This window comes from Rothia sp. P6271, from assembly GCF_048512995.1.
Lineage (GTDB): Bacteria > Actinomycetota > Actinomycetes > Actinomycetales > Micrococcaceae > Rothia.
Genome location: NZ_JBLXXV010000006.1, coordinates 1 through 18,258, shown reverse-complemented (window position 1 = coordinate 18,258; position 18,258 = coordinate 1). Strand labels below are relative to the sequence as shown.

14 protein-coding genes are annotated in these 18,258 nt (G+C 48.2%); 5 read left to right on the top strand and 9 right to left on the bottom strand.

Annotated elements, in window-relative coordinates:
* Nucleotides 1-16 precede the first annotated feature (16 nt).
* The 4 genes from ACN08X_RS05700 to ACN08X_RS05685 form a co-directional block, all read right to left on the bottom strand.
* Entirely contained in the window at nucleotides 17-1,330 is a 1,314-nt protein-coding gene (locus ACN08X_RS05700; RefSeq protein WP_419108182.1) for a M18 family aminopeptidase, read from the bottom strand.
* Between the two features lie 63 nt (nucleotides 1,331-1,393).
* Nucleotides 1,394-2,455, bottom strand: coding sequence for a type II CAAX prenyl endopeptidase Rce1 family protein (locus ACN08X_RS05695; protein WP_419108181.1), 1,062 nt, complete (start codon nucleotides 2,453-2,455; stop codon nucleotides 1,394-1,396).
* Between the two features lie 282 nt (nucleotides 2,456-2,737).
* Nucleotides 2,738-4,012 (bottom strand): glycosyltransferase family 87 protein, encoded by a 1,275-nt coding sequence (locus tag ACN08X_RS05690; protein WP_419108180.1) that lies wholly within the window; start codon nucleotides 4,010-4,012, stop codon nucleotides 2,738-2,740.
* 47 nt (nucleotides 4,013-4,059) lie between these two features.
* Nucleotides 4,060-4,515, bottom strand: a complete 456-nt coding sequence (locus ACN08X_RS05685) for a hypothetical protein (protein ID WP_419108179.1) — start codon at nucleotides 4,513-4,515, stop codon at nucleotides 4,060-4,062.
* Between the two features lie 102 nt (nucleotides 4,516-4,617).
* Between ACN08X_RS05685 and ACN08X_RS05680 the strand changes: the two genes are divergently transcribed.
* Both ACN08X_RS05680 and ACN08X_RS05675 read left to right on the top strand, forming a co-directional pair.
* On the top strand, nucleotides 4,618-6,048 hold the full coding sequence (locus tag ACN08X_RS05680) for a hypothetical protein (protein WP_419108178.1): 1,431 nt from the start codon (nucleotides 4,618-4,620) through the stop codon (nucleotides 6,046-6,048).
* Between the two features lie 138 nt (nucleotides 6,049-6,186).
* Nucleotides 6,187-6,813 (top strand): transglycosylase SLT domain-containing protein, encoded by a 627-nt coding sequence (locus tag ACN08X_RS05675; RefSeq protein WP_419108177.1) that lies wholly within the window; start codon nucleotides 6,187-6,189, stop codon nucleotides 6,811-6,813.
* Between the two features lie 28 nt (nucleotides 6,814-6,841).
* Here ACN08X_RS05675 and bsh read toward each other — a convergent pair whose 3' ends face one another.
* The 4 genes from bsh to speB all read right to left on the bottom strand — a co-directional run bounded on the left by bsh (nucleotide 6,842) and on the right by speB (nucleotide 11,510).
* Nucleotides 6,842-7,849, bottom strand: a complete 1,008-nt coding sequence (gene bsh / locus ACN08X_RS05670) for a choloylglycine hydrolase (RefSeq protein WP_419108176.1) — start codon at nucleotides 7,847-7,849, stop codon at nucleotides 6,842-6,844.
* 59 nt (nucleotides 7,850-7,908) lie between these two features.
* Nucleotides 7,909-8,643: a glycerophosphodiester phosphodiesterase family protein gene (locus ACN08X_RS05665; RefSeq protein ID WP_419108175.1), complete on the bottom strand. Its 735-nt coding sequence runs from the start codon at nucleotides 8,641-8,643 to the stop codon at nucleotides 7,909-7,911.
* Between the two features lie 516 nt (nucleotides 8,644-9,159).
* Nucleotides 9,160-10,416 (bottom strand): PLP-dependent aminotransferase family protein, encoded by a 1,257-nt coding sequence (locus ACN08X_RS05660; RefSeq protein WP_419108174.1) that lies wholly within the window; start codon nucleotides 10,414-10,416, stop codon nucleotides 9,160-9,162.
* A 14-nt stretch (nucleotides 10,417-10,430) separates the two neighbouring features.
* On the bottom strand, nucleotides 10,431-11,510 hold the full coding sequence (gene speB, locus ACN08X_RS05655; protein WP_419108173.1) for an agmatinase: 1,080 nt from the start codon (nucleotides 11,508-11,510) through the stop codon (nucleotides 10,431-10,433).
* A gap of 260 nt (nucleotides 11,511-11,770) precedes the next feature.
* Between speB and ACN08X_RS05650 the strand changes: the two genes are divergently transcribed.
* Nucleotides 11,771-13,390: a thiamine pyrophosphate-binding protein gene (locus ACN08X_RS05650; RefSeq protein ID WP_419108172.1), complete on the top strand. Its 1,620-nt coding sequence runs from the start codon at nucleotides 11,771-11,773 to the stop codon at nucleotides 13,388-13,390.
* 243 nt (nucleotides 13,391-13,633) lie between these two features.
* A complete protein-coding gene (locus ACN08X_RS05645) occupies nucleotides 13,634-15,061 on the top strand; it encodes a sodium:solute symporter (protein WP_419102266.1) in 1,428 nt (475 codons plus the stop codon).
* A 111-nt stretch (nucleotides 15,062-15,172) separates the two neighbouring features.
* Here the strand turns inward: ACN08X_RS05645 and ACN08X_RS05640 are convergent, their stop codons facing one another.
* On the bottom strand, nucleotides 15,173-16,162 hold the full coding sequence (locus ACN08X_RS05640) for an aldo/keto reductase (protein WP_419108220.1): 990 nt from the start codon (nucleotides 16,160-16,162) through the stop codon (nucleotides 15,173-15,175).
* Between the two features lie 106 nt (nucleotides 16,163-16,268).
* Here ACN08X_RS05640 and ACN08X_RS05635 point away from each other — a divergent pair, with 106 nt between their 5' ends.
* Nucleotides 16,269-18,257 (top strand): M13 family metallopeptidase, encoded by a 1,989-nt coding sequence (locus ACN08X_RS05635; protein ID WP_419106480.1) that lies wholly within the window; start codon nucleotides 16,269-16,271, stop codon nucleotides 18,255-18,257.
* Nucleotide 18,258 lies beyond the last annotated feature (1 nt).

The following is an 18,258-nucleotide window of genomic DNA, read 5'->3' as shown; positions in this document are numbered from 1 at the left end:
AACTGGTCAGTGTGAGTTAGAGAGTTGGAAGAGTATAGAACCCTTCAATAGCTCTTGTCATATATGCCATATCATCTATATGGCACATTTCTCGAGCAGAATGCATAGAGAGCAAGCCAATTCCCACGTCGATGGTTCGGATACCTAGACGGGTTGCCGTAATAGGCCCGATAGTGCTTCCGCAAGGAACATTATTATTCGAGACAAACTCCTGATAGGGCACTTCTGCGTGACGGCAAGCTAACGCAAAAATACCGGCGCCGATGGAGTCTGTTGCATACCGTTGGTTAGCATTGATTTTGAGAAGTGGCCCGTGCCCTGGTTGAGGTCGCACCTGAGTGTCGTGGTGTCCGCTATAGTTCGGGTGGACGAGATGCCCCGCGTCAGAAGATAGACACACTGAGCTTGCAATAGAGCGCAAATATTCTTCCTGAGTTTCTTCACGTGTCTGTGAAATACGTTTAATGACGTCCTCTAAGAAGGGCCCCGCAGCACCAGAACGTGTTTCTGAACCGATTTCTTCATGATCGAACGCTGCCAGCATGACGGTATGTTCAGCTGTTTCGTCGTACCCAGCGGTTACGTAACGTTCGAGTGCGCATAATCCTGCATGCACAGAAGACAGGTTATCTAAACGTCCAGATGCGAGGAATTCTTTGTTGGCGCCAAAGGTTTCAGGGTGTTGGTAGTCGGCAAAAAGTAAATCGTAGCCAAGGATATCTTCTGTAGCGATATCTTCCTCTGTGCCGTGTTCTACGAGGTAGCCGAGGACATCATTCTCTGTTTTGTCGGTTCCCCATACCGGGTAGAGGTTCTGTTGTTTGTTGAGTTGGAGTCCTTGGTTAACGTCTCTATCAAGGTGTATGGCTAGCTGTGGGATACGTGCCATCGCACCAGTTGAGACGAGAACGTTTCGGGTGGAGGCACCATCTTTGACGGTTAGACGTCCAGCTAGACGGAGTTCTCTATCAAGCCAAGAGTTCAGGAGTGCACCACCGTAGACTTCAACGCCGACTTGATTCCAGCCTAATGTTGAAATCGAAGACTGTGGCTTAACTTTGAAGCTAGGTGAGTCTGTGTGAGCACCTAAGATACGGTATTGGCTAAGACGTGTCTTTTGTCCGCCAGCCCAAGCGATGATGGCGCCATCTCTGATGACGAAGGATCGCCCTGTTGCAGTGTTTTTTGGCCAGCTTTCTTGTTCTGAGAGTTCGTAGAAACCAGCTTTTTTAAGGCGTGAGGCAACTTGTTCAACGGCGTGGAAGCTAGTTGGTGAAGCAGCAACAAAACGGGCAAGATCATCTATATTTGTACGAGCATCAACAGTCATGCTTCTATCCTATAACTACTGATACTTTATAGACGATCTTGCCCGTTGTTCTCAGAGGAAGATCTATCGTGGGATAGATCTTCCGCGAGTCATAGCAACACTGAATGTTTGTGTATTGTGGATACCCATTTTGCGTGCTGAGAGCATCACAATGAGCACGATAATGAGTTGTATGCTCAAAGCTCCGAGGAATTCTCCTGCTGTGGAGCCTTCCTGAGCGAAGGGGTCAGCTAGTCCAAGGCTTCCCATGAACATGACCCAAAGGTTGTTAACGACGTGCAGTGCGATGCCTGCTTCAAGACCACCAGTTTTCCATGTTAGGAATCCGGCAACTAAGCCCATGGTGAGTACGGACATTTGCGCCCAAAAATCGTATCTGTGGCCGAGCATAAAGAGTACGGCAGGTAGCGTAATAACGATGATGGGGTTACGTATCCACCGTCCGAGGGTTTGCATGAGGTAGCCGCGGAAGACAAGTTCTTCTGCGTAGCATTGGATGGGGGTAATCGTAAAGATGAGGACGAGGAGCCATACAAGGTTTTTACCAGGAGATTCAACGTCTGGGGCTTGGACGCTTTCGCCTAATGCGTTGATGAGCATGGGCAGTACGATGTATCCGATGATGGCGATAGCGAAGCAGAAGCCCATCCAGCTCCAACGGATTTTTCCGTAGACGGAATGTACTAGCCCCCAAGGTTTTGGTCCGGTTACGAGCCGTGCTAAGAACATGGAGGGATAAAGAAGCGCGACGGAGCCGAAGACTAAAGCAAAGATGAGGGGGTCTTTGAGTGCAAGGCTCTGTAGGCTTTGCAGGTTAAGGGCGATGTTTTGCGGTCCGAGGATAGAGGCAAAGGCTATGCCGAGGGCTATGGAGAATCCGAGGTAGAAGAGTCCGCCGAGGAGGCCTTCTGCAAGGGGTGACCACCAGCGGGTACGGGGGTCGGCGTGAGAGAGACGGTGGTATGCGAGGGTACGTTCTTCTACCGGTACGTGGTAGATAAAGGGTTGTCCGACAGCGGGCTGGGGTGTTTGCTGTGGTGCTGGTTTGTGTGAGTTTTCCTGCTGGTTTTTTTGTTGCCAGGGTATGTGGATATTCTCTCGATGAGGTTGTTGTTCTACTGCCATGTTTCTAGCCTAATTTTCCTTGTGTGTTTTTTCATCAGCCTTAGGGAGTATAAAGCGTTTTATTGGCGCGTTGTGTGCCCTATTGTGAGGTTGTTATTCTTCTGTTTTTAGGTTTTTATTGCATGCGAGTTGGGTATATAGCTGATTTGGAATATGACGGTTTTGTGGAGGGTGCAGCCTTTTCTTTCACGACGATGCCATATTCTTTGAAGATATTTGAGGCACAAAAAATGGTGCGTTCACTGTCATGAATGCACCACTTTAATTTAATGTTATGGACTGTTATACAAGTGGCTTATTTGTAGTTTTTAGAGAACTGTATATCCAAAGCAGTACGGCGCTAAAGAGTGCCGTAATGGGAATTGCCGAGAGGATAAGCCCTAGCGGTGCAATATCTTCCAGACGGTCAAGGGAACCGTGTACAGCGATACCAATCCACATCGGTGAAATATAGAGTCCAACAACACCTACCCAGGAGAACACCAACGCGCTCATTCGAACGGCTGAGGACATCTGATCGATAAATAGAGGGAATGCATCCACCCACAGAGCAATTGCTAGTAGCGGCAACCATGTGTTGTGGTGAGACCAGCTAATGGGAGAGATAGAGACCATTAAGAAGGCGTTGAGTGCTATCTGTGAGATGAGTAGTTGACGTTGTTCTAGACGGTAGATAAGCCATGCTGTACCTGCCATGAGCAATGCAATAAGCCCGTAGTGTAAAACTTTGAGTAGTATCCCCGAACTTAGCCCAAAGTGCATGAGCCAGCCCTGAATAGAGATGTTATCGAGGTAGTTCGTGTTTCCGACACGGGAGGGGTCAGAAACCGCTGAGGTCCAGAATTCGATAGCTTCTTGGGGTAGGAAGATGAAACCAATAATGATAGTTGTTAGGAAGCTTGCGCCTAAGGTCATAATGCCTTTGAAGTCTTTACGCATGAGCAGAATAAGCCCAAAAGCCAGAGGGGTAAGTTTGATACCACCCGCTATGCCAATAAATAGTCCGCGAGGAATACGCGTAGCTGGGCGGATAAAATCCCAAAGAACAAGAAGCATAATGAGCGGGTTAATCTGTACAAGCCCTAAACCACGACGCCAAGGGCCTGAAAGCAAGATGATGGCAGCAAGCAAAGCAATGGTGCCGTATCGTCCGAGGCGGTGTTGAAGAGGTAAGGTACGCCCTCGTTTTTGCACATAATTGTAGATAAGGGTTGCAACCCACCATGCAACAGCGTAGGCGAGTATCATCATCAGGAAAATGCCTACTTTTTGGGGTAAGAACGCAAAGGGTAAGAACAAAAGTGCCGCAAAGGGAGGGTAGGTGAAAGGCAACGCAAAATCTGGGCCAAGGCGCAATAGGTCAATGACGTAGAGTTCTTTGTCGAAACCTTCATTATGAAAAATGGTCATTGCCCCAGAACGGTACACCGAAAAGTCTAGTCCACCGATGGTCAGCGAATACATGAGGTTACCGATACAGACGACGGCTAACGCTGCATATGCGTATCGTTGCAACTGCGGTGTGTTTGGCCAAGATTCTCGGGGTGATATTTTCATGGTGCTCCGGTTCTGAAAGGTAACGACATAAAGGGTATATATTACCGTTATTTAGTAGTTTCTGAGGAGTTATTTTTTGTTGAAGTTGCTACCAAACGGGTGCTTCCATGACGATGTGGGGTCTTTTGTGCTGGTGGTTTAGGTGGCTTATTTTCTTTAGGTGGTAGCGCTGCAATGATAAGGCTGACTTCTATCACTAGTAGCAGTAGCGCAGCATAGTACAAGTAGGGTGAGGGGTATAAGCTGGTGAAACTTGTAGCGAATCCTACGACTGTTGCCAAGAGAGTTAAGAGCGCTAAGCCGAGTATGGTGAAGTGCCCCAATTTATACTTATCAGCAACTTTAGGGTTACGGAATACAAGGTAACTTTGTAGCAGGATAAAGATAATGGGGAAGAATACTTGACCTGTAATGCCCATAGAGTCATTGGTGTACGAGAACATTCCCATTGCCTGAGTAATCAAGGTGGCAACAAGAAGTAAGGATGCTGGCAAAGATTTCACGCAGGCTAGTTTACATCTTTTACTCTAGGTTGTGCTCTGATTTTTTTAGGAGCCTTATAATCGCAAGTAAAGTCACCACTTTTGGGTATAAAGGATGAGACGTTGACGCATCGAGGTAATCAGCCAGCACAAACTTTTCTCACGGGGGCTCGCCCGATTCCTCAAGATTTTATTAGTCAGGCGTCAGGTCGAGCGACATGGCACCGTAAGGTTGGTCGGCCAGTAACATTTTGGTTAGTGGTTTTGCCGTTCGTGCTTCTTGCGAAGCCTTGGGTTCCATCTTTCTCGTGGCTTGTTGTTCATATTGTGACGTTGGGACTCATTACAACATCGATTATGGTGTGGAGTCAGCATTTTACAGAGGCATTGCTAAAGAATCGTTTACCTGATTCAGCTCGGTTATGGCAGGTACGTCGTATTTACACGCTGACCGTAGCAATTTTTGTCATTATTGCGGGGATGCTGAATAATATCTTTGCGCTGACTTTTATGGGTTCTTTAGCGGTTGGTATTGTTCTTGCTTGCCATGGTTTTTCTTTACTATGGCAGTTGAAGAAGGCTCTGCCAGCACGTTTTAAATCCACTGTTTATTTTTATATTGTGGCGGCATGGATACTTCCATTAGGTGCCGTATACGGTGCTTTATTAACGTATCCTCCGGTAATTCATCGCTGGTATGCGCAGCTGCTTCTTGCTCATGAAGCGATTAATATTCTTGGTTTTGTGGGTATTACCGTTGTTGGTACGTTGATGACGTTATGGCCGACGATGTTGCGCACCAGAATGCACCCACAAGCAGTACGTTTGTCACTGGTAGCTTTAGTGATGATGAGCTTGTCGGTGCTCATCATTTTGTTGGGTGCATTCATTGGTGTGCACTATGTTTCGGGGGCTGGGTTTGTTCTTTATGCTGTGGCTATTGGGTTGGTTCTGGTGTTGATGGTTCAAACCTGTGCTGCTAAAAAGCCGGTTGATTATTCTACCGGTTCGGTGTTGTGTGCGGTGTTCTGGTTGTTTATTGCGGTTGTTGTGGCGTCATTTTTGGTGTTGAATGCTTCGTCTTTTGCTGATGTCAACATGCGCGTTTTGACGCCCATATTTGTTGCAGGGTTTTTATTGCAGGTTCTTTTAGGTTCTATGACGTATCTTTTTCCGGTGCAGATTGGTGGTGGGCCTTCTGCGGTGCGTTCCGCTAATGCTATTTTTAATCGTTATGCGTGGGTGCGGATTAGTGTTATTAATCTGGCGTTATTGGTCTCTGTTGGTTTTGAGTATGTTGAGCGTCCTCTTCCTCCATTGACGGCGAGTTTAGGGGTGTTAGGATTCTGCGCTTTTATTCCGTTAATGGTTCTTTCTGTGAGGGCGTCGGTTAGGGGGCGTGCTCGGCTTCTTGAGGCTCAATCTCGCGGTGAGAAAGTGCAGTTTAGCTTGGAACAGACGACTCAGCAGATTCCGGCTATTGGTCGGGAGGTGTCTGTGGGTGTTGCGCTGGTGATGTTTGCGCTTATTGTCGATGGGTTATTCTTTTCATAAGTGTCTAGTTCTTATTCGTGGTGGTTTTGTTTCCGATGTGGTTCTTCCTCGTCGTACGTCAGAGAAACGCTCACGATAATTTGGGTTAGTGTATCTAAGCAGAGATTTACCTCGAATTTTAGGTTAGTCTAGTATCCGATGACTGCAGATAAAACTTCACGTTCTCCTTTTATAGTCCGCATCTTCTCTGGCGTGCTCGCTCATTGGCAGGTTATTGCTTCAGCGGGTTTGCTGGCCGGCGGTGTGGCTGGTCTTGCCGCAACATATACAGATTATTGTGGTGAGACTGATTTGACGTATGCTCCTGTGGTGATTCATGAAGATCTTAAGCGAGCTTCTGAAGAGTCTGGTATTCGCACTGGTTTTCTTGCGGCTCAGTTAGAGACAGAATCTCATTGGAGAGTAGAAGCCTCATCTCATGCCGGCGCTCAGGGGTTAGCGCAGTTTACACCTGATACTTGGGAGATTTGGGGCCAGGGCGATATTTCTAACCCTCATGCTTCGGTTCGCGCTCAAGGCAAGTATCTTGCGTATCTGAAAGAGCGTCTTGCTCCTTTAGCTAAGACACCGCAAGAACTTCAGGATTTTGTTTTTGCTGGATATAACGCAGGCCCCGGAGCTGTCGAAGAGTACCGTGGAGTACCGCCGTATGGTGAGACTCAAAATTATGTGAAGAGTATTAATAAACTTGCTTCATCAAAGTACAAGGTTACTTGTGACCCGGATCCACATTATTCTGTCGAGAAACTTAAATATCGTCAGTAATGTTCACTTCCCGGTATCTTCTTAAACGTTAGTTTGCATAGTGTATGGTTTGATGCCGTACAAGAGGATATTGAATAAGTTCTTTGCCGTTGGTATCGCAGGAAGACATCTCTATAGCATTGATACAGCTATTGTCGTATGTTTTGTAATAGTAGATACCACGGGAAGTATTACAACACGACGAATACACCGTATATTCGCATTCTCTTTGCTCATTAAAACAAGAACCTTTAACCATGCCGACGTTATCGAGAATGTGGAAGAACTGGCTTACAGCCACTGTTTCTTGCTGGTTTTCTGCTGTTTCTTGCAATATTTTTAGATGATTCAAAGTGCTAGAGCGCAAGAAAACAGCTTTGACGAACCGTGATGCTGGTGAGCTGTCGCCAGGTAGTCCAAAACCGCCGAAGCCAACACCCACAGGATTCAAAGGTTGTTCTGGTGCAACGTTATTCGCAGGCCATTCCGGCGTGAGATTAATATAGTTTTTGATGTTTTCAAGATGGTAAGGAAATGGCGGGTTATTAGTCAGGACGCCGAAGGGATTATCGTAAAATTTTAGCCCTTCAGTGGTGGATTCTATAACTATTGATTTTTGTGAGTCGCTGACCATCCAGTGCAAGGGTGCTAACGGCATATTTTGCGCAAAAGCAATATGGGTGAGGTTCAGGTTCGGCAGCACAACTTTTAGCTCATCTACACTTGCGTATCTGCTAAGAACCCAAGGAATTAGCTCGTAAGGTGAAACATTAGTTTTCTCGTGGTGAGGCTCAAAATAATGTGCATTATCCGGAAAATTTAGTCCAGCAATGCTGAGACCTTTTTCGTTGCTTGCTTCAGCGTATAGAGGGTAGTTGTTCACAACGGTGGCCATACCAATCATGCAGTAATGCGTTGGGGAGGAAGAACCGTCGGTGAAGTTGAAGGTGTAGTTTCGTGGAGTTATGACGACATCTTCGCCGAATCCGCAATTTAGGTCTAGGTTCCTCCCGTAATAGGTCTCTCCGTTGACGGAAAAGGTGAGGGCCGTACACATGGCTATTGTCTCCTGAAGATTTTAAGACGTTATGTGAGAGGTGTTAGTGGTGCATATGTTTATGACGAGAAGTCACTCATGAGGTGTGCGTAATCGGTAAAGAGTCCGGTTACTCCCCAGTTCACTAATTCGTTAGCGCGAGCGCGAGAGTTTACGGTCCATACGTTGATATCGTATCCTGCGTCTCTCATCTGTTGGGTGAGTTTTTCTGTCATGACGCTATCTTCTGGGTGGATAGCGTCTACCTCTAGCATTTGGACTACCGATAACCAGTCTGGTTGTAGCATTTCTGCGGTAAAGAGCGCCGCTGTTTTATGTTGGGGGGAACGACGCGAGAATTCGTTGAGAAGCACATGGTTGAAAGAGCTGACGAGGACTTCTCGTTCGGGATTGAGTCGTTCAAGTTCTGCGATAACGGCGTCAAGTAGCTGGTAACTTCTTTCTGCGCCTTGTTCATTGGATTTAATTTCGATGTTGGCGTTAAGGCCTTCGGCGTTCATGAGATCAATGAGTTCGGCGAGGGTGGGTATTTTTTCTCCACGGTATTTCTCGTTGAACCATGAGCCTGCGTCAATGTTTTTGAGGTCTTCTTGAGTGATGTCGTAGAGGGTTTTGGTGCTGTTGGTAGTGCGTGCTAGTGAGGTGTCGTGCATGAGTACGGGTGTTCCGTCGGCGAGGATGTCGACGTCTGTTTCGAACCATGTCACGTTGTGTTCACAGCATGCTTTGATAGCACTGAGGGTGTTTTCGGGTGCAATTCCAGAGAGTCCACGGTGGGCAAAAATACGAGCCATAGTGACAGAGTACATAGTTTTTGCTGGAAAAGAGAAGTTTTTATGAGCATCTATTTTTAGTGTTTAACGTTTTATGCCCTCCTTCGTGGCTTGAAGGAGGGCATCGCTCGTCTTTGCATGCGTGTGTGGTTTTATATAAACGTCTTAGGTCGCGTTGTTTCACCGGTTGTGTTGTCAACTTGAGCAGAGGTGAAATATTCGCTCCATGTGTTGTGCCCTAGGACGTGAGCTTGATGCTTCTTAGACCATCCGCGCAGATGGGCTGCAAAGGTTGATGATTCATTGAAACGGCTTAGGGTTGCCGTTAGGGATATACAAAGAATCCAACTATCCTAAGGTAGTTGAATCTAAGATATTATCCTACGGTCTTTTTGTACGTAGTTTAGGTGACAGCGTGGGGTTCTCTTGTTCTGAGGTGCAGATTCTTTGGGGAAGGTTTTAAAAAAAAAAATAGTGCGCTCCACCGCAACATGACCTTATTTTTGGTATTGCTGAGGTAGAGCGCACTATCGAGGTTTATCGGTTGAGCACTTCTGCTAAGCGTCGTACCCCTTCTTCTAGTACGGCAGGTTCTACTGAGGAGAATGCGATACGTAGTTGGTTTGCTCCAGGGTTTTTTCCGTCTACGGTTTCGTAGAAGGCGGCTCCGGGGACAAAGACAACGCCGTTATCTATTGCTGGGGCTAGCGCGTCTGTTGCATCTTTCCATGGGCTGTTCTCAGGTAATGTAAGCCAGGTGAAGAACCCTCCGCTTGGGGTGCTCCAGCGGGTTCCTTCAGGCATGTATTTTTCGCAGGCGTTCAGGACTGCTTCGCATCGTTGTTGGTAAAGTGATGCGGTTTTTCGAGTGTGTTCTTCCCAGAGCCCGTCGCTCATGAAGCTCAAGACGAGACGCTGTGAGAGCACGGAGGGGCAGATGGTGACTGCTTCTGCTGCAATCTGTAAGAATTTACGGATGCGTTCTGGGGCGATCATCCAGCCGACGCGTACACCGGGAGAGAAGACTTTAGAGAAGCTTCCGAGATAGAGCACGTTCTCTGGGTCATATGAGTAGAGGCAAGGACGTCGTGTTCCGTCAAAGGAAAGCTGCCCATAGGGGTTGTCTTCGACGATGAGGATGTCGAGTTCTCTACATACACGGGTGAGTTCTTGACGTCGTTCTTCGGAGAGGGAGACTCCTGTGGGGTTTTGAAAGTTAGGGATGGTGTAGAGGAATTTGATGTCTTTTCCCTCGGCGCGAATGGTTTGCACCATTTTTTTCACTTTTTGGGGGTCAAGGCCGTTTTCGTCTACGTCGATTTGGCGAACGTCGGCTTGGTATCCTTCAAAGACGCCGAGTGCTCCGGTATAGGTGGGTCCTTCTGCAAGGATGACGTCTTGTGGGTTGACGAAGAGTTTTGTTGCAAGGTCTAATCCCATTTGGGAGCCTGCGGTGATTTGGATGTCTGAGACTTTTGGGTTTGCCCCTTCTGTTTTCATGAGGGTGCAGATGAGTTCTGCAAGGGGTTCAAGACCAGCACCGGAACCGTATTGTAGGACTTCTAAACCTTCTTCGATGATGATTCGAGAGGCTCTTGCACCGAGTTCTTCTAGGGGCAGGAGGTTCAGGTCTGGGTTTCCTCCTGCGAGGGATATCATGCCGGGGCGCATTGCGACTTCAAAGACGTCGCGCACTGCTGATGGTCGGAATCCTCCTGCGCGTTCAGCGAAGTGTTGCATGAGTCGTGCTTCTTCGGTGTTTGCGCCGTCGAGTAGTTCATGAATTTTTACCATGGGGGTGGGGTTTCCTATTCTTTGTCGCCGTAGCTGATGGGGGCTTCGCCGTAGGCTGGTTTTCCGGTTCCGGCGTTGGCACCTAGTGCGTGGAGGCTGATGAATTCGTAGACAACGTGTGCTGCTGCTATTCCGGTGAGTTCGGCGTGGTCGTAGGCGGGGGATACTTCGACAAGTTCTGAGCCGACGATGTTCAGTCCGCGTAGTCCACGCAGTATTTCGAGTAATTCTCGGCTGGTGATGCCTCCGGCTTCGGGTGTTCCGGTGCCTGGTGCGTGTGCGGGGTCTAGTACATCGATGTCGATGGAGATGTAGAGTGGTCGGTTTCCGATGCGTTTTCTGAGGAGTTCAACAACTTTTTGCACTCCGAGGTAGTAGACGTCTGCGGAGGAGACGATACCGAATCCGAAGCGTCGGTCGTCGTCGAGGTCTTCTGTTCCGTAGAGTGGTCCGCGGGTTCCAACGTGGCAGAGGGCGTCAGTGTCGAGGAGTTCTTCTTCAAATGCTCGACGGAAGGGGGTTCCGTGGGTGTATTCTGCTCCGAAGTAGGTGTCCCAGGTGTCGAGGTGGGCGTCAAAATGCAGTAGCGCAATTTTTCCGTGTTGGCGGTGCATATTACGTAAGTTTGCGAGTGCTATAGTGTGGTCTCCGCCGATGGTGATGAGTTTTGCCCCGTTTTTGGTGAGTTCTTGTGCGCCGGCTTCCATTTGCGCCAAAGCTTCTTCGATATTGAAGGGGTTTCCGATAATGTCGCCAGCATCGGCTACTTGCGCTTCTTTAAACGGTGAGATGTTGGCGGCGGGGTTGAAGGGGCGTAGGAGTCGGGAGCATTCGCGGACGTGGTTTGAGCCGAATCGTGCGCCGGGGCGGTAGGAAACGCCTGAGTCCCAGGGCATTCCGGCGATAATGATATCTGCGTTGGGTGTTTCGTCGAGGCGTGGTAGGCGGGCGAAGGTGCCGAGTCCTGCCCAGCGTGGTACTTGTGCGGCGTTGATGGGCCCGATGCGTTCTACTCCGTCTGTGCCTGTTGCGATGACGCGTTCTGCTTGTGCAGAGAAGGAGGGTTGTACGGGGATATTGGTTTGGTGTGTCATGTTTTCTCCTGGTGGTGTCTGTGGTGTTGTGTGGTGCGGTTCTGTCTTTCCCACTATGCAATAAATTGATGGAGTTGTGAACTACCCCATAGGTTTTTATTCATTGGTGAATATTTATTAGTGAGCTGGATAACTTTTCATAAGGCTAAATGCCTCATAAACAATCAGTGTACTTATACACTTGCTTCAATACACTGTATCGATATTCCATAAAAACTATCCACCTCAAAGACCCAACCACCGTCACCAAGGAGCTGTTTGTGACCACAACAACCCCGCGCCACAATGCAGGCTACGCCATTCTAGCCACTCTCAAAAATTACGGTATTGACACCGTCTTTGGCATCCCCGGAACACACAACCTTGAGTTCTACCGACACTTAGAAGAACTCAACATCACTCCTATTACCACCCGACACGAACAAGGTGCAGCCTACGGCGCTGACGGCTGGTCACAAATCAAAGGATTACCAGGGGTTGTCATTACCACCTCCGGACCAGGATTACTCAACTCTCTTTCTGGCGCAGCCACCGCATACGCAGAATCACGCCCCATGATCATTCTCTCCCCCGGCAGACCTGTCGGCCAAGAATACCGTGATATTGGGGCACTACACGAAACAAAAAATCCCACCGGAGCAGTAGACTCCATCGTGCAATTTAGCCGTCGAGTCAGCTCTGCAGAAGAAGCCGTCGACATTATCCATAACGCATTTCGTTCTTTTGCACATGAACGCCCCCGCCCCATTCATATTGAGGTTCCCCTCAATATCCTCGAACAAGAAGTTGACCTCCCTAACGCACTACTCCAAGCGCGCCCACTAGGAAGCCCACAACCAGCACCCGTAGAAGATATTGAGAAAGCTGCCGATATTCTCGCGAACTCTTCACGCCCACTCATCGTAGCCGGTGGCGGGTCCCTACCAGCAGCAACATCAATATTGGCGCTAGCTGAAACTCTTGAAGCACCAGTTATCACATCCGTCAACGGCAAAGGCGCGATTCCAGAAAAACACCGCCTGTCCTTAGGCGCAGACCTCCGTCTATCAGCGGCACACGCTTTCTGCCGTGAATCCGATGCCATGCTCATCATTGGCTCTAAAATTGGTGAAGCAGAATTATGGGATGGAGATATCCACCCACAAGGGCCTGTGATTCGCGTTGATATTGAGCGTTCTCAAATGCTGTGCAATATCGCACCTGATATTGAATTACCAGGTAATTCTGCAGCAGTAGTTCCCCAATTATTAGAAGCTCTCAAAGAGCGTGGAGTGACCCAAGGCACCCGAGAACAACGAGATTTACAAGAAGTTTTTGACGCTCTTGATAATGAGGGGCGAGCTATCGCACCAGAGCTTGCAGAACTCAACGAACGCATTATGGAAGTTCTTCCTGAAGACACCATTATTGCCGGCGATTCTTCTCAGGTAACTTACATGGGCACCACAACGTTCTACCGTGCACCACAACCTCATTCTTTGCTCTATATGGCAACGTACGCCACACTAGGTTACGGCTTACCTGCAGCAATTGGAGCTAAAGTTGCAGCCCCTGAGCGTCCTGTCGTCTGCTTACTCGGTGACGGCGCGCTCATGTTTGCAATACAGGAACTCATGACGGCAGTCGAGCAGCACCTCGATATTGCAATTATCTGCGTGGACAATGGCGGGTATGGAGAAATTCGTCAGAATGAGCGTGATCGTGGCATTTCAGATGTTGCGGTTAACTTGGTTCAGCCAGATTGGGTTAAGTTAGCTGAAGCGTTTGGTGCCACCGCGTTTTCTGCTACTGTCGATTCTTTGGCAGACACAGTAACAGAAGCTCTCAACACATCTGGTCCCTCATTAGTTCACTTGAAGATTAGTGAGACATTGCGCTAATTTTTAGGTACGCGCAAGGCGCTGGATACAGGAGGGAAATCCCCGCGAGGGTTTCCCTCCTGTTGTTTTTTATGGGAATGATTTTTATGGTGACGAGCGCACCATTTTGAGCGGTGAGTCATTTTTGAGGAAACACAGAAACACACCTGGTTGAATCGTTATACAGATTAGTGCATACTTTATATACATTGCACGTTACTCAGACCACATTTAGTGTCTGCGACCTATGGAAATGAACTTCTTATGAATATCCTCATTATTGTCCTCTATCTCATAGCACTCGTAGCATTCGGCTACCTCGGCAAAAAACGAGCACATAATGCAGAAGACTTCCGTGTAGCAGGACGCAGACTCGGCCCCGTTCTCTACACCGGCACCATGAGCGCACTCCTTCTCGGTGGAGCCTCCACCGTTGGCGGTGTAGGACTCGGCTATACCTACGGAATCTCAGGAATGTGGTTGGTAACAGCCATCGGCGTTGGAATGCTACTGTTGAGCCTTATCTTCGCCCCTATCATCACCCGCGTCAAGCTATATACCGTCTCACAGGTACTCACCTTGCGGTATGGCGTGCGCACCACCCAAATATCATCTATCGTGATGCTCGCGTACACCGTCATGCTCACGGTCACTTCTACAGCTGCATACGCATCGATCTTCCGCGTGCTCTTTGATGTAGACCGCACATGGGCTATTCTTCTCGGCGCTATCATCGTCATCGGGTATTCCATGCTTGGTGGCATGTGGTCCATTACCCTCACCGATATGATGCAATTTATCCTAATGACCGTCGGCGTATTTTTCCTCCTCCTCCCTTTCTCTCTACATCATGCAGGAGGCTGGGACGGTCTACACCAGCGCCTTGATGCAGAGTTCTTTGCCGTTGGCAGTATCGGCACTGAATCTATCATCACCTATTTCGTCATTTACACGTTCGGTCTCCTCGTTGGACAAGACATCTGGCAACGTGTATTCACCGCTCGCTCCCCAGAAGTATCCCGTTGGGGCGGCACTGCAGCAAGTATTTACGTCATTATTTATTCTGTAGCTGGAGCAATTATTGGCATGTCTGCACGCGTCATCGAACCTCATATTGAGCATCGCGATGATGTCTTTGCGACTCTCGCTCAAAACTATCTACCGATTGGAATAGGCGGCATCGTCCTTGCAGCTGGTGTGGCGGCTATGATGTCCACAGCTTCTGGTTCACTCATCGCCTCAGCAACTGTTGCCCGCGTAGATGTTGTACCGTTCCTGTTAGGAAAAGATTCTTTGCAGAACTCCGATGAATCATCTGATAGCGCTCTTGTCGCAGACCGCTGGTATGTTCTTGGATTTGGTGTAATCACCACTGTTATCGCGCTCTTCCTCACCGACGCTATTACAGGGTTGACGATTGCCTATGACATTCTTGTCGGCGGTCTTCTGGTTGCGATTCTTGGTGGCTTACTTTGGAAGCGCGGAACAGGAACCGCTGCAGCATTATCCATGGCAGTCGGCTCTATCGGCGTTATTCTTGGCATGATGATATACGGTGTAATGGCTAACGAACCGATTTATATCGGTCTGGTTGCTTCTTTCATTGTCTATATCGTGGCTTCACTTCTCACAAAGCCTACTGATCCTCAAGTGGCTCAGCGATGGCAAAAACGTATCCGTCAAGGTGCGTAGCTATTACGAAAGAATCCTTATGGTGGGTGTTTTCAAGACATTGAATGTAGTGAAAACACCCACCATTGTTATATCGTGCAGGTATCTACACGATATGCAGATTTTTGCCCCTTAGAATAGGGCGATTTTCGGTGGGGCGGGAAAGATATGATTTAGTTCCTCAATATCAGATTGGTTTAGTGCCACTTGGGTTGATTGGACATTCATGTGTATTTGTTCTGGTGTCGTTGCTCCAGCAATCACAGAGCTGACGGTATCTTGAGCTAGAAGCCAGCTCAGAGCAATTTGTGCTTCTGGCAGTTCTCGTTCACGGGCGAAAGTGAAGAACTGTTCAAGTTGTTCCCACGGCGCTTGTCGTAGATATTCTTTACGCGAATGAGACAGCCGTGAGCCTTCTGGCGCTTGCTGATGTTGACGGTATTTTCCTGTGAGTAGACCGTTTGCAAGTGGGAAGTATGGCAGTACCCCAAGTTGTAGTTCTCGCGCTGCAGGGATAACTTCCAGTTCTGCTCGACGGTCAATGAGGTTGTAATGATTTTCTGCTGCGACGAAACGTTCACATCCCAGTTCTCGAGCAACATATTCGGCTTGAGCTATTTGCCAACCAGCCTGATTAGAGTGAGCAATGTAGCGTACTTTTCCTTGTGCGATAAGGGTGTCTAATGCACGAAGTGTCTCGTCAATTGGGGTGATGCCATCGGGTGTGTGGTAGATATATACGTCAAGGTGGTCTACGCCAAGTCGTGTCAGGGAATGTTCTACTGCTCGCATAATATACGCGCGAGAACCGCGGGCGCCGTAATCTGCACCAGAGGCACCGTTCATGTCCATACCAAATTTAGAGACGATTACCATGTTTTCTCGTTCTTGAGTCCCAAGGTATTTGAGCGCTTGCCCGAAGCGTGTTTCAGCTGCCCCCGGAGTTTTTCCATAAATATCAGCAATGTCAAAGAGGTTGATTCCTGCTTCTCGTGCTGAGCGGAGGACGGTATTAGTACCTTCTTGAGTTTCTGTGGGTGTTCCTGCACGTCCGAGGTTGTTGCATCCTAGTCCAATGGCGGAGACAGTGAGCCCAGATTGTCCTAATTGACGGTATTCCATGGTGTTTTGCATAGTTCTAGGGTACGCATATTCATGTTTGCTGCGGTAGCAGTTCTGCAATGTTTTAACTGCAATTACACGTGTCTCTCCTCTAGACTTAGGTTGTATGAGTACTAAAATTTCAGGAATTAATACCGAATATTTTGACCAGTCGGTAGCCCCTTCAGAAGATTTTTTCCGCCACGTTAACGGACGTTGGATTGACAACCATGTTATTCCCGCAGACCGCTCTAAAGATGGCGGTATGTATACTCTGCGAGATCGGGCAGAGGAGAATGTCCGTGAGATTATCGAGCAGACAGCTCAGCAGGAGCCAGAGAGTCGTATCGGCATCCTCTATCAGGCGTTCATGGATACTGAGACCATTAATAAGGACGGCATTTCTCCTATTCTGAGTGAAATTGATCCGATTCTTTTAGCGTCAACTCGAGAAGAGCTCTTTGATGTCAATGCTCGTGCTTCACGTGTGGGGGTTGGCTCTTTTATTGGTTGGTACACTTCTATCGATGTTCAGAATCCTGAAAGATACGTTGCGTATCTGATGCAGTCTGGTCTAGGGCTTCCGGATGAGAGCTACTATCGCGAAGAGAAGTATGAGCAGATTCGTCGCCAATATCAGGAGCATATTCGTCAAGTCTTTTCTCTCAGTGCCCTCGATGAGCGTGTTGGCGTTGAGGCTGAGGACATTGCTGAGCGCATTATGTTGTTGGAGACTAAAATTGCATCTCATCATTGGGATAAAGTCACCTTACGCGATGCTCATAAACGCTATAACCCTTATGATGCTTCTGCGTTAGAGGGTGAGTTCCCTGGTTTTGCTTTTTCTCGATGGTTTGAGCTTCTTGGTTCTTCGGCTGAGCAATTTGGAACGGTGATTGTGGGGCAGCCTTCGTATCTTCGCAAGGTGGCTCAGCTATGGCAAAGTGTTGATCTTCAGTCATGGAAACTCTATTCGTTGTGGAAGGTGCTTCTGGCTCGGGTTTCATATCTTAATGACGAGTTAGTTCAGGCTCATTTTGAGTTCTTTGGACGAACACTTTCAGGTACGGAGGAGTTACGTCCTCGATGGAAGCGCGGAGTGTCTGCGGTTGAAAGCTATTTAGGTGAGGAATTAGGGCAGAAGTATGTTGCTCAGCATTTCCCACCGGCGCATAAAGAGAAGATGCTCGTTTTGGTGCAGAATCTTATTAAGGCGTATCACCAGTCTATTAGTGAGCTACCGTGGATGACAGAGCAGACTCGTGGTCGCGCGCTTGAGAAGTTGAGTCAATTCGTGACGAAGGTTGGTTACCCTGATAGTTGGCGTGATTATTCTTCTCTTGAGCTTGTTCCTGGTCAATTGTGTGAGAGTATCCGTCGTGCTTATGCTTTTGAGACGCAATTCCATCTTGACCGTATCGGGCAACCGGTGAATAAGGATGAGTGGTTGATGACCCCTCAGACGGTTAATGCGTATTACATGCCTCCGGCAAATGAGATTGTGTTTCCTGCGGCGATTCTTCAAGCACCTTATTTTGATCCTGAGGCTGATGACGCCGCTAATTATGGTGGTATTGGTGCTGTTATTGGCCACGAGATTGGCCATGGTTTTGATGACCAAGGGTCTAAGTATGATGGCACCGGTGCGTTAAATAATTGGTGGACTGATGAAGACCGTGAAGAGTTTGGGCGTCGAACACAGTCTCTTGTTGATCAGTATTCTCAGTACACTCCTCGCGGGCTTGATGCTGAGCAGTATCGTGTCAATGGTGAGCTGACTCTGGGTGAGAATATTGGTGATTTAGGCGGTTTATCTATTGCGTTGAAGGCATATCGTATTGCGCTTCAAGAAGCTGGTGTTAACGATATTAGTCAGGCACCTGTTATTGATGGTTTTACGGCTTTACAACGTGTGTTTATTGCGTGGGGGCAGGGCTGGCGCACGAAAACTCGCCCTCAGCAGGCGCAGATGTTGCTTTCGACGGATCCTCATTCTCCAGATGAGTTCCGTGTTAATGGTGTTGTAAAGAATATTGATGATTTTTATGATGCTTTTGATGTTCCAGAAGGTAGCCCGATGTATCTTTCTGCGGAGGATAGAGTTCGCATCTGGTAGA

What these genes read in the sequence shown, in the direction of transcription:
- speB (WP_419108173.1), bottom strand. Translation starts at nt 11,510, where the DNA reads ATGACACACCAAACCAATATCCCCGTACAACCCTCCTTCTCTGCACAA.
- ACN08X_RS05695 (WP_419108181.1), bottom strand. Translation starts at nt 2,455, where the DNA reads ATGGCAGTAGAACAACAACCTCATCGAGAGAATATCCACATACCCTGG.
- bsh (WP_419108176.1), bottom strand. Translation starts at nt 7,849, where the DNA reads ATGTGTACGGCCCTCACCTTTTCCGTCAACGGAGAGACCTATTACGGG.
- ACN08X_RS05700 (WP_419108182.1), bottom strand. Translation starts at nt 1,330, where the DNA reads ATGACTGTTGATGCTCGTACAAATATAGATGATCTTGCCCGTTTTGTT.
- ACN08X_RS05640 (WP_419108220.1), bottom strand. Translation starts at nt 16,162, where the DNA reads ATGGAATACCGTCAATTAGGACAATCTGGGCTCACTGTCTCCGCCATT.
- ACN08X_RS05665 (WP_419108175.1), bottom strand. Translation starts at nt 8,643, where the DNA reads ATGGCTCGTATTTTTGCCCACCGTGGACTCTCTGGAATTGCACCCGAA.
- ACN08X_RS05660 (WP_419108174.1), bottom strand. Translation starts at nt 10,416, where the DNA reads ATGGTAAAAATTCATGAACTACTCGACGGCGCAAACACCGAAGAAGCA.
- ACN08X_RS05645 (WP_419102266.1), top strand. Translation starts at nt 13,634, where the DNA reads ATGAATATCCTCATTATTGTCCTCTATCTCATAGCACTCGTAGCATTC.
- ACN08X_RS05675 (WP_419108177.1), top strand. Translation starts at nt 6,187, where the DNA reads ATGACTGCAGATAAAACTTCACGTTCTCCTTTTATAGTCCGCATCTTC.
- ACN08X_RS05690 (WP_419108180.1), bottom strand. Translation starts at nt 4,012, where the DNA reads ATGAAAATATCACCCCGAGAATCTTGGCCAAACACACCGCAGTTGCAA.
- ACN08X_RS05635 (WP_419106480.1), top strand. Translation starts at nt 16,269, where the DNA reads ATGAGTACTAAAATTTCAGGAATTAATACCGAATATTTTGACCAGTCG.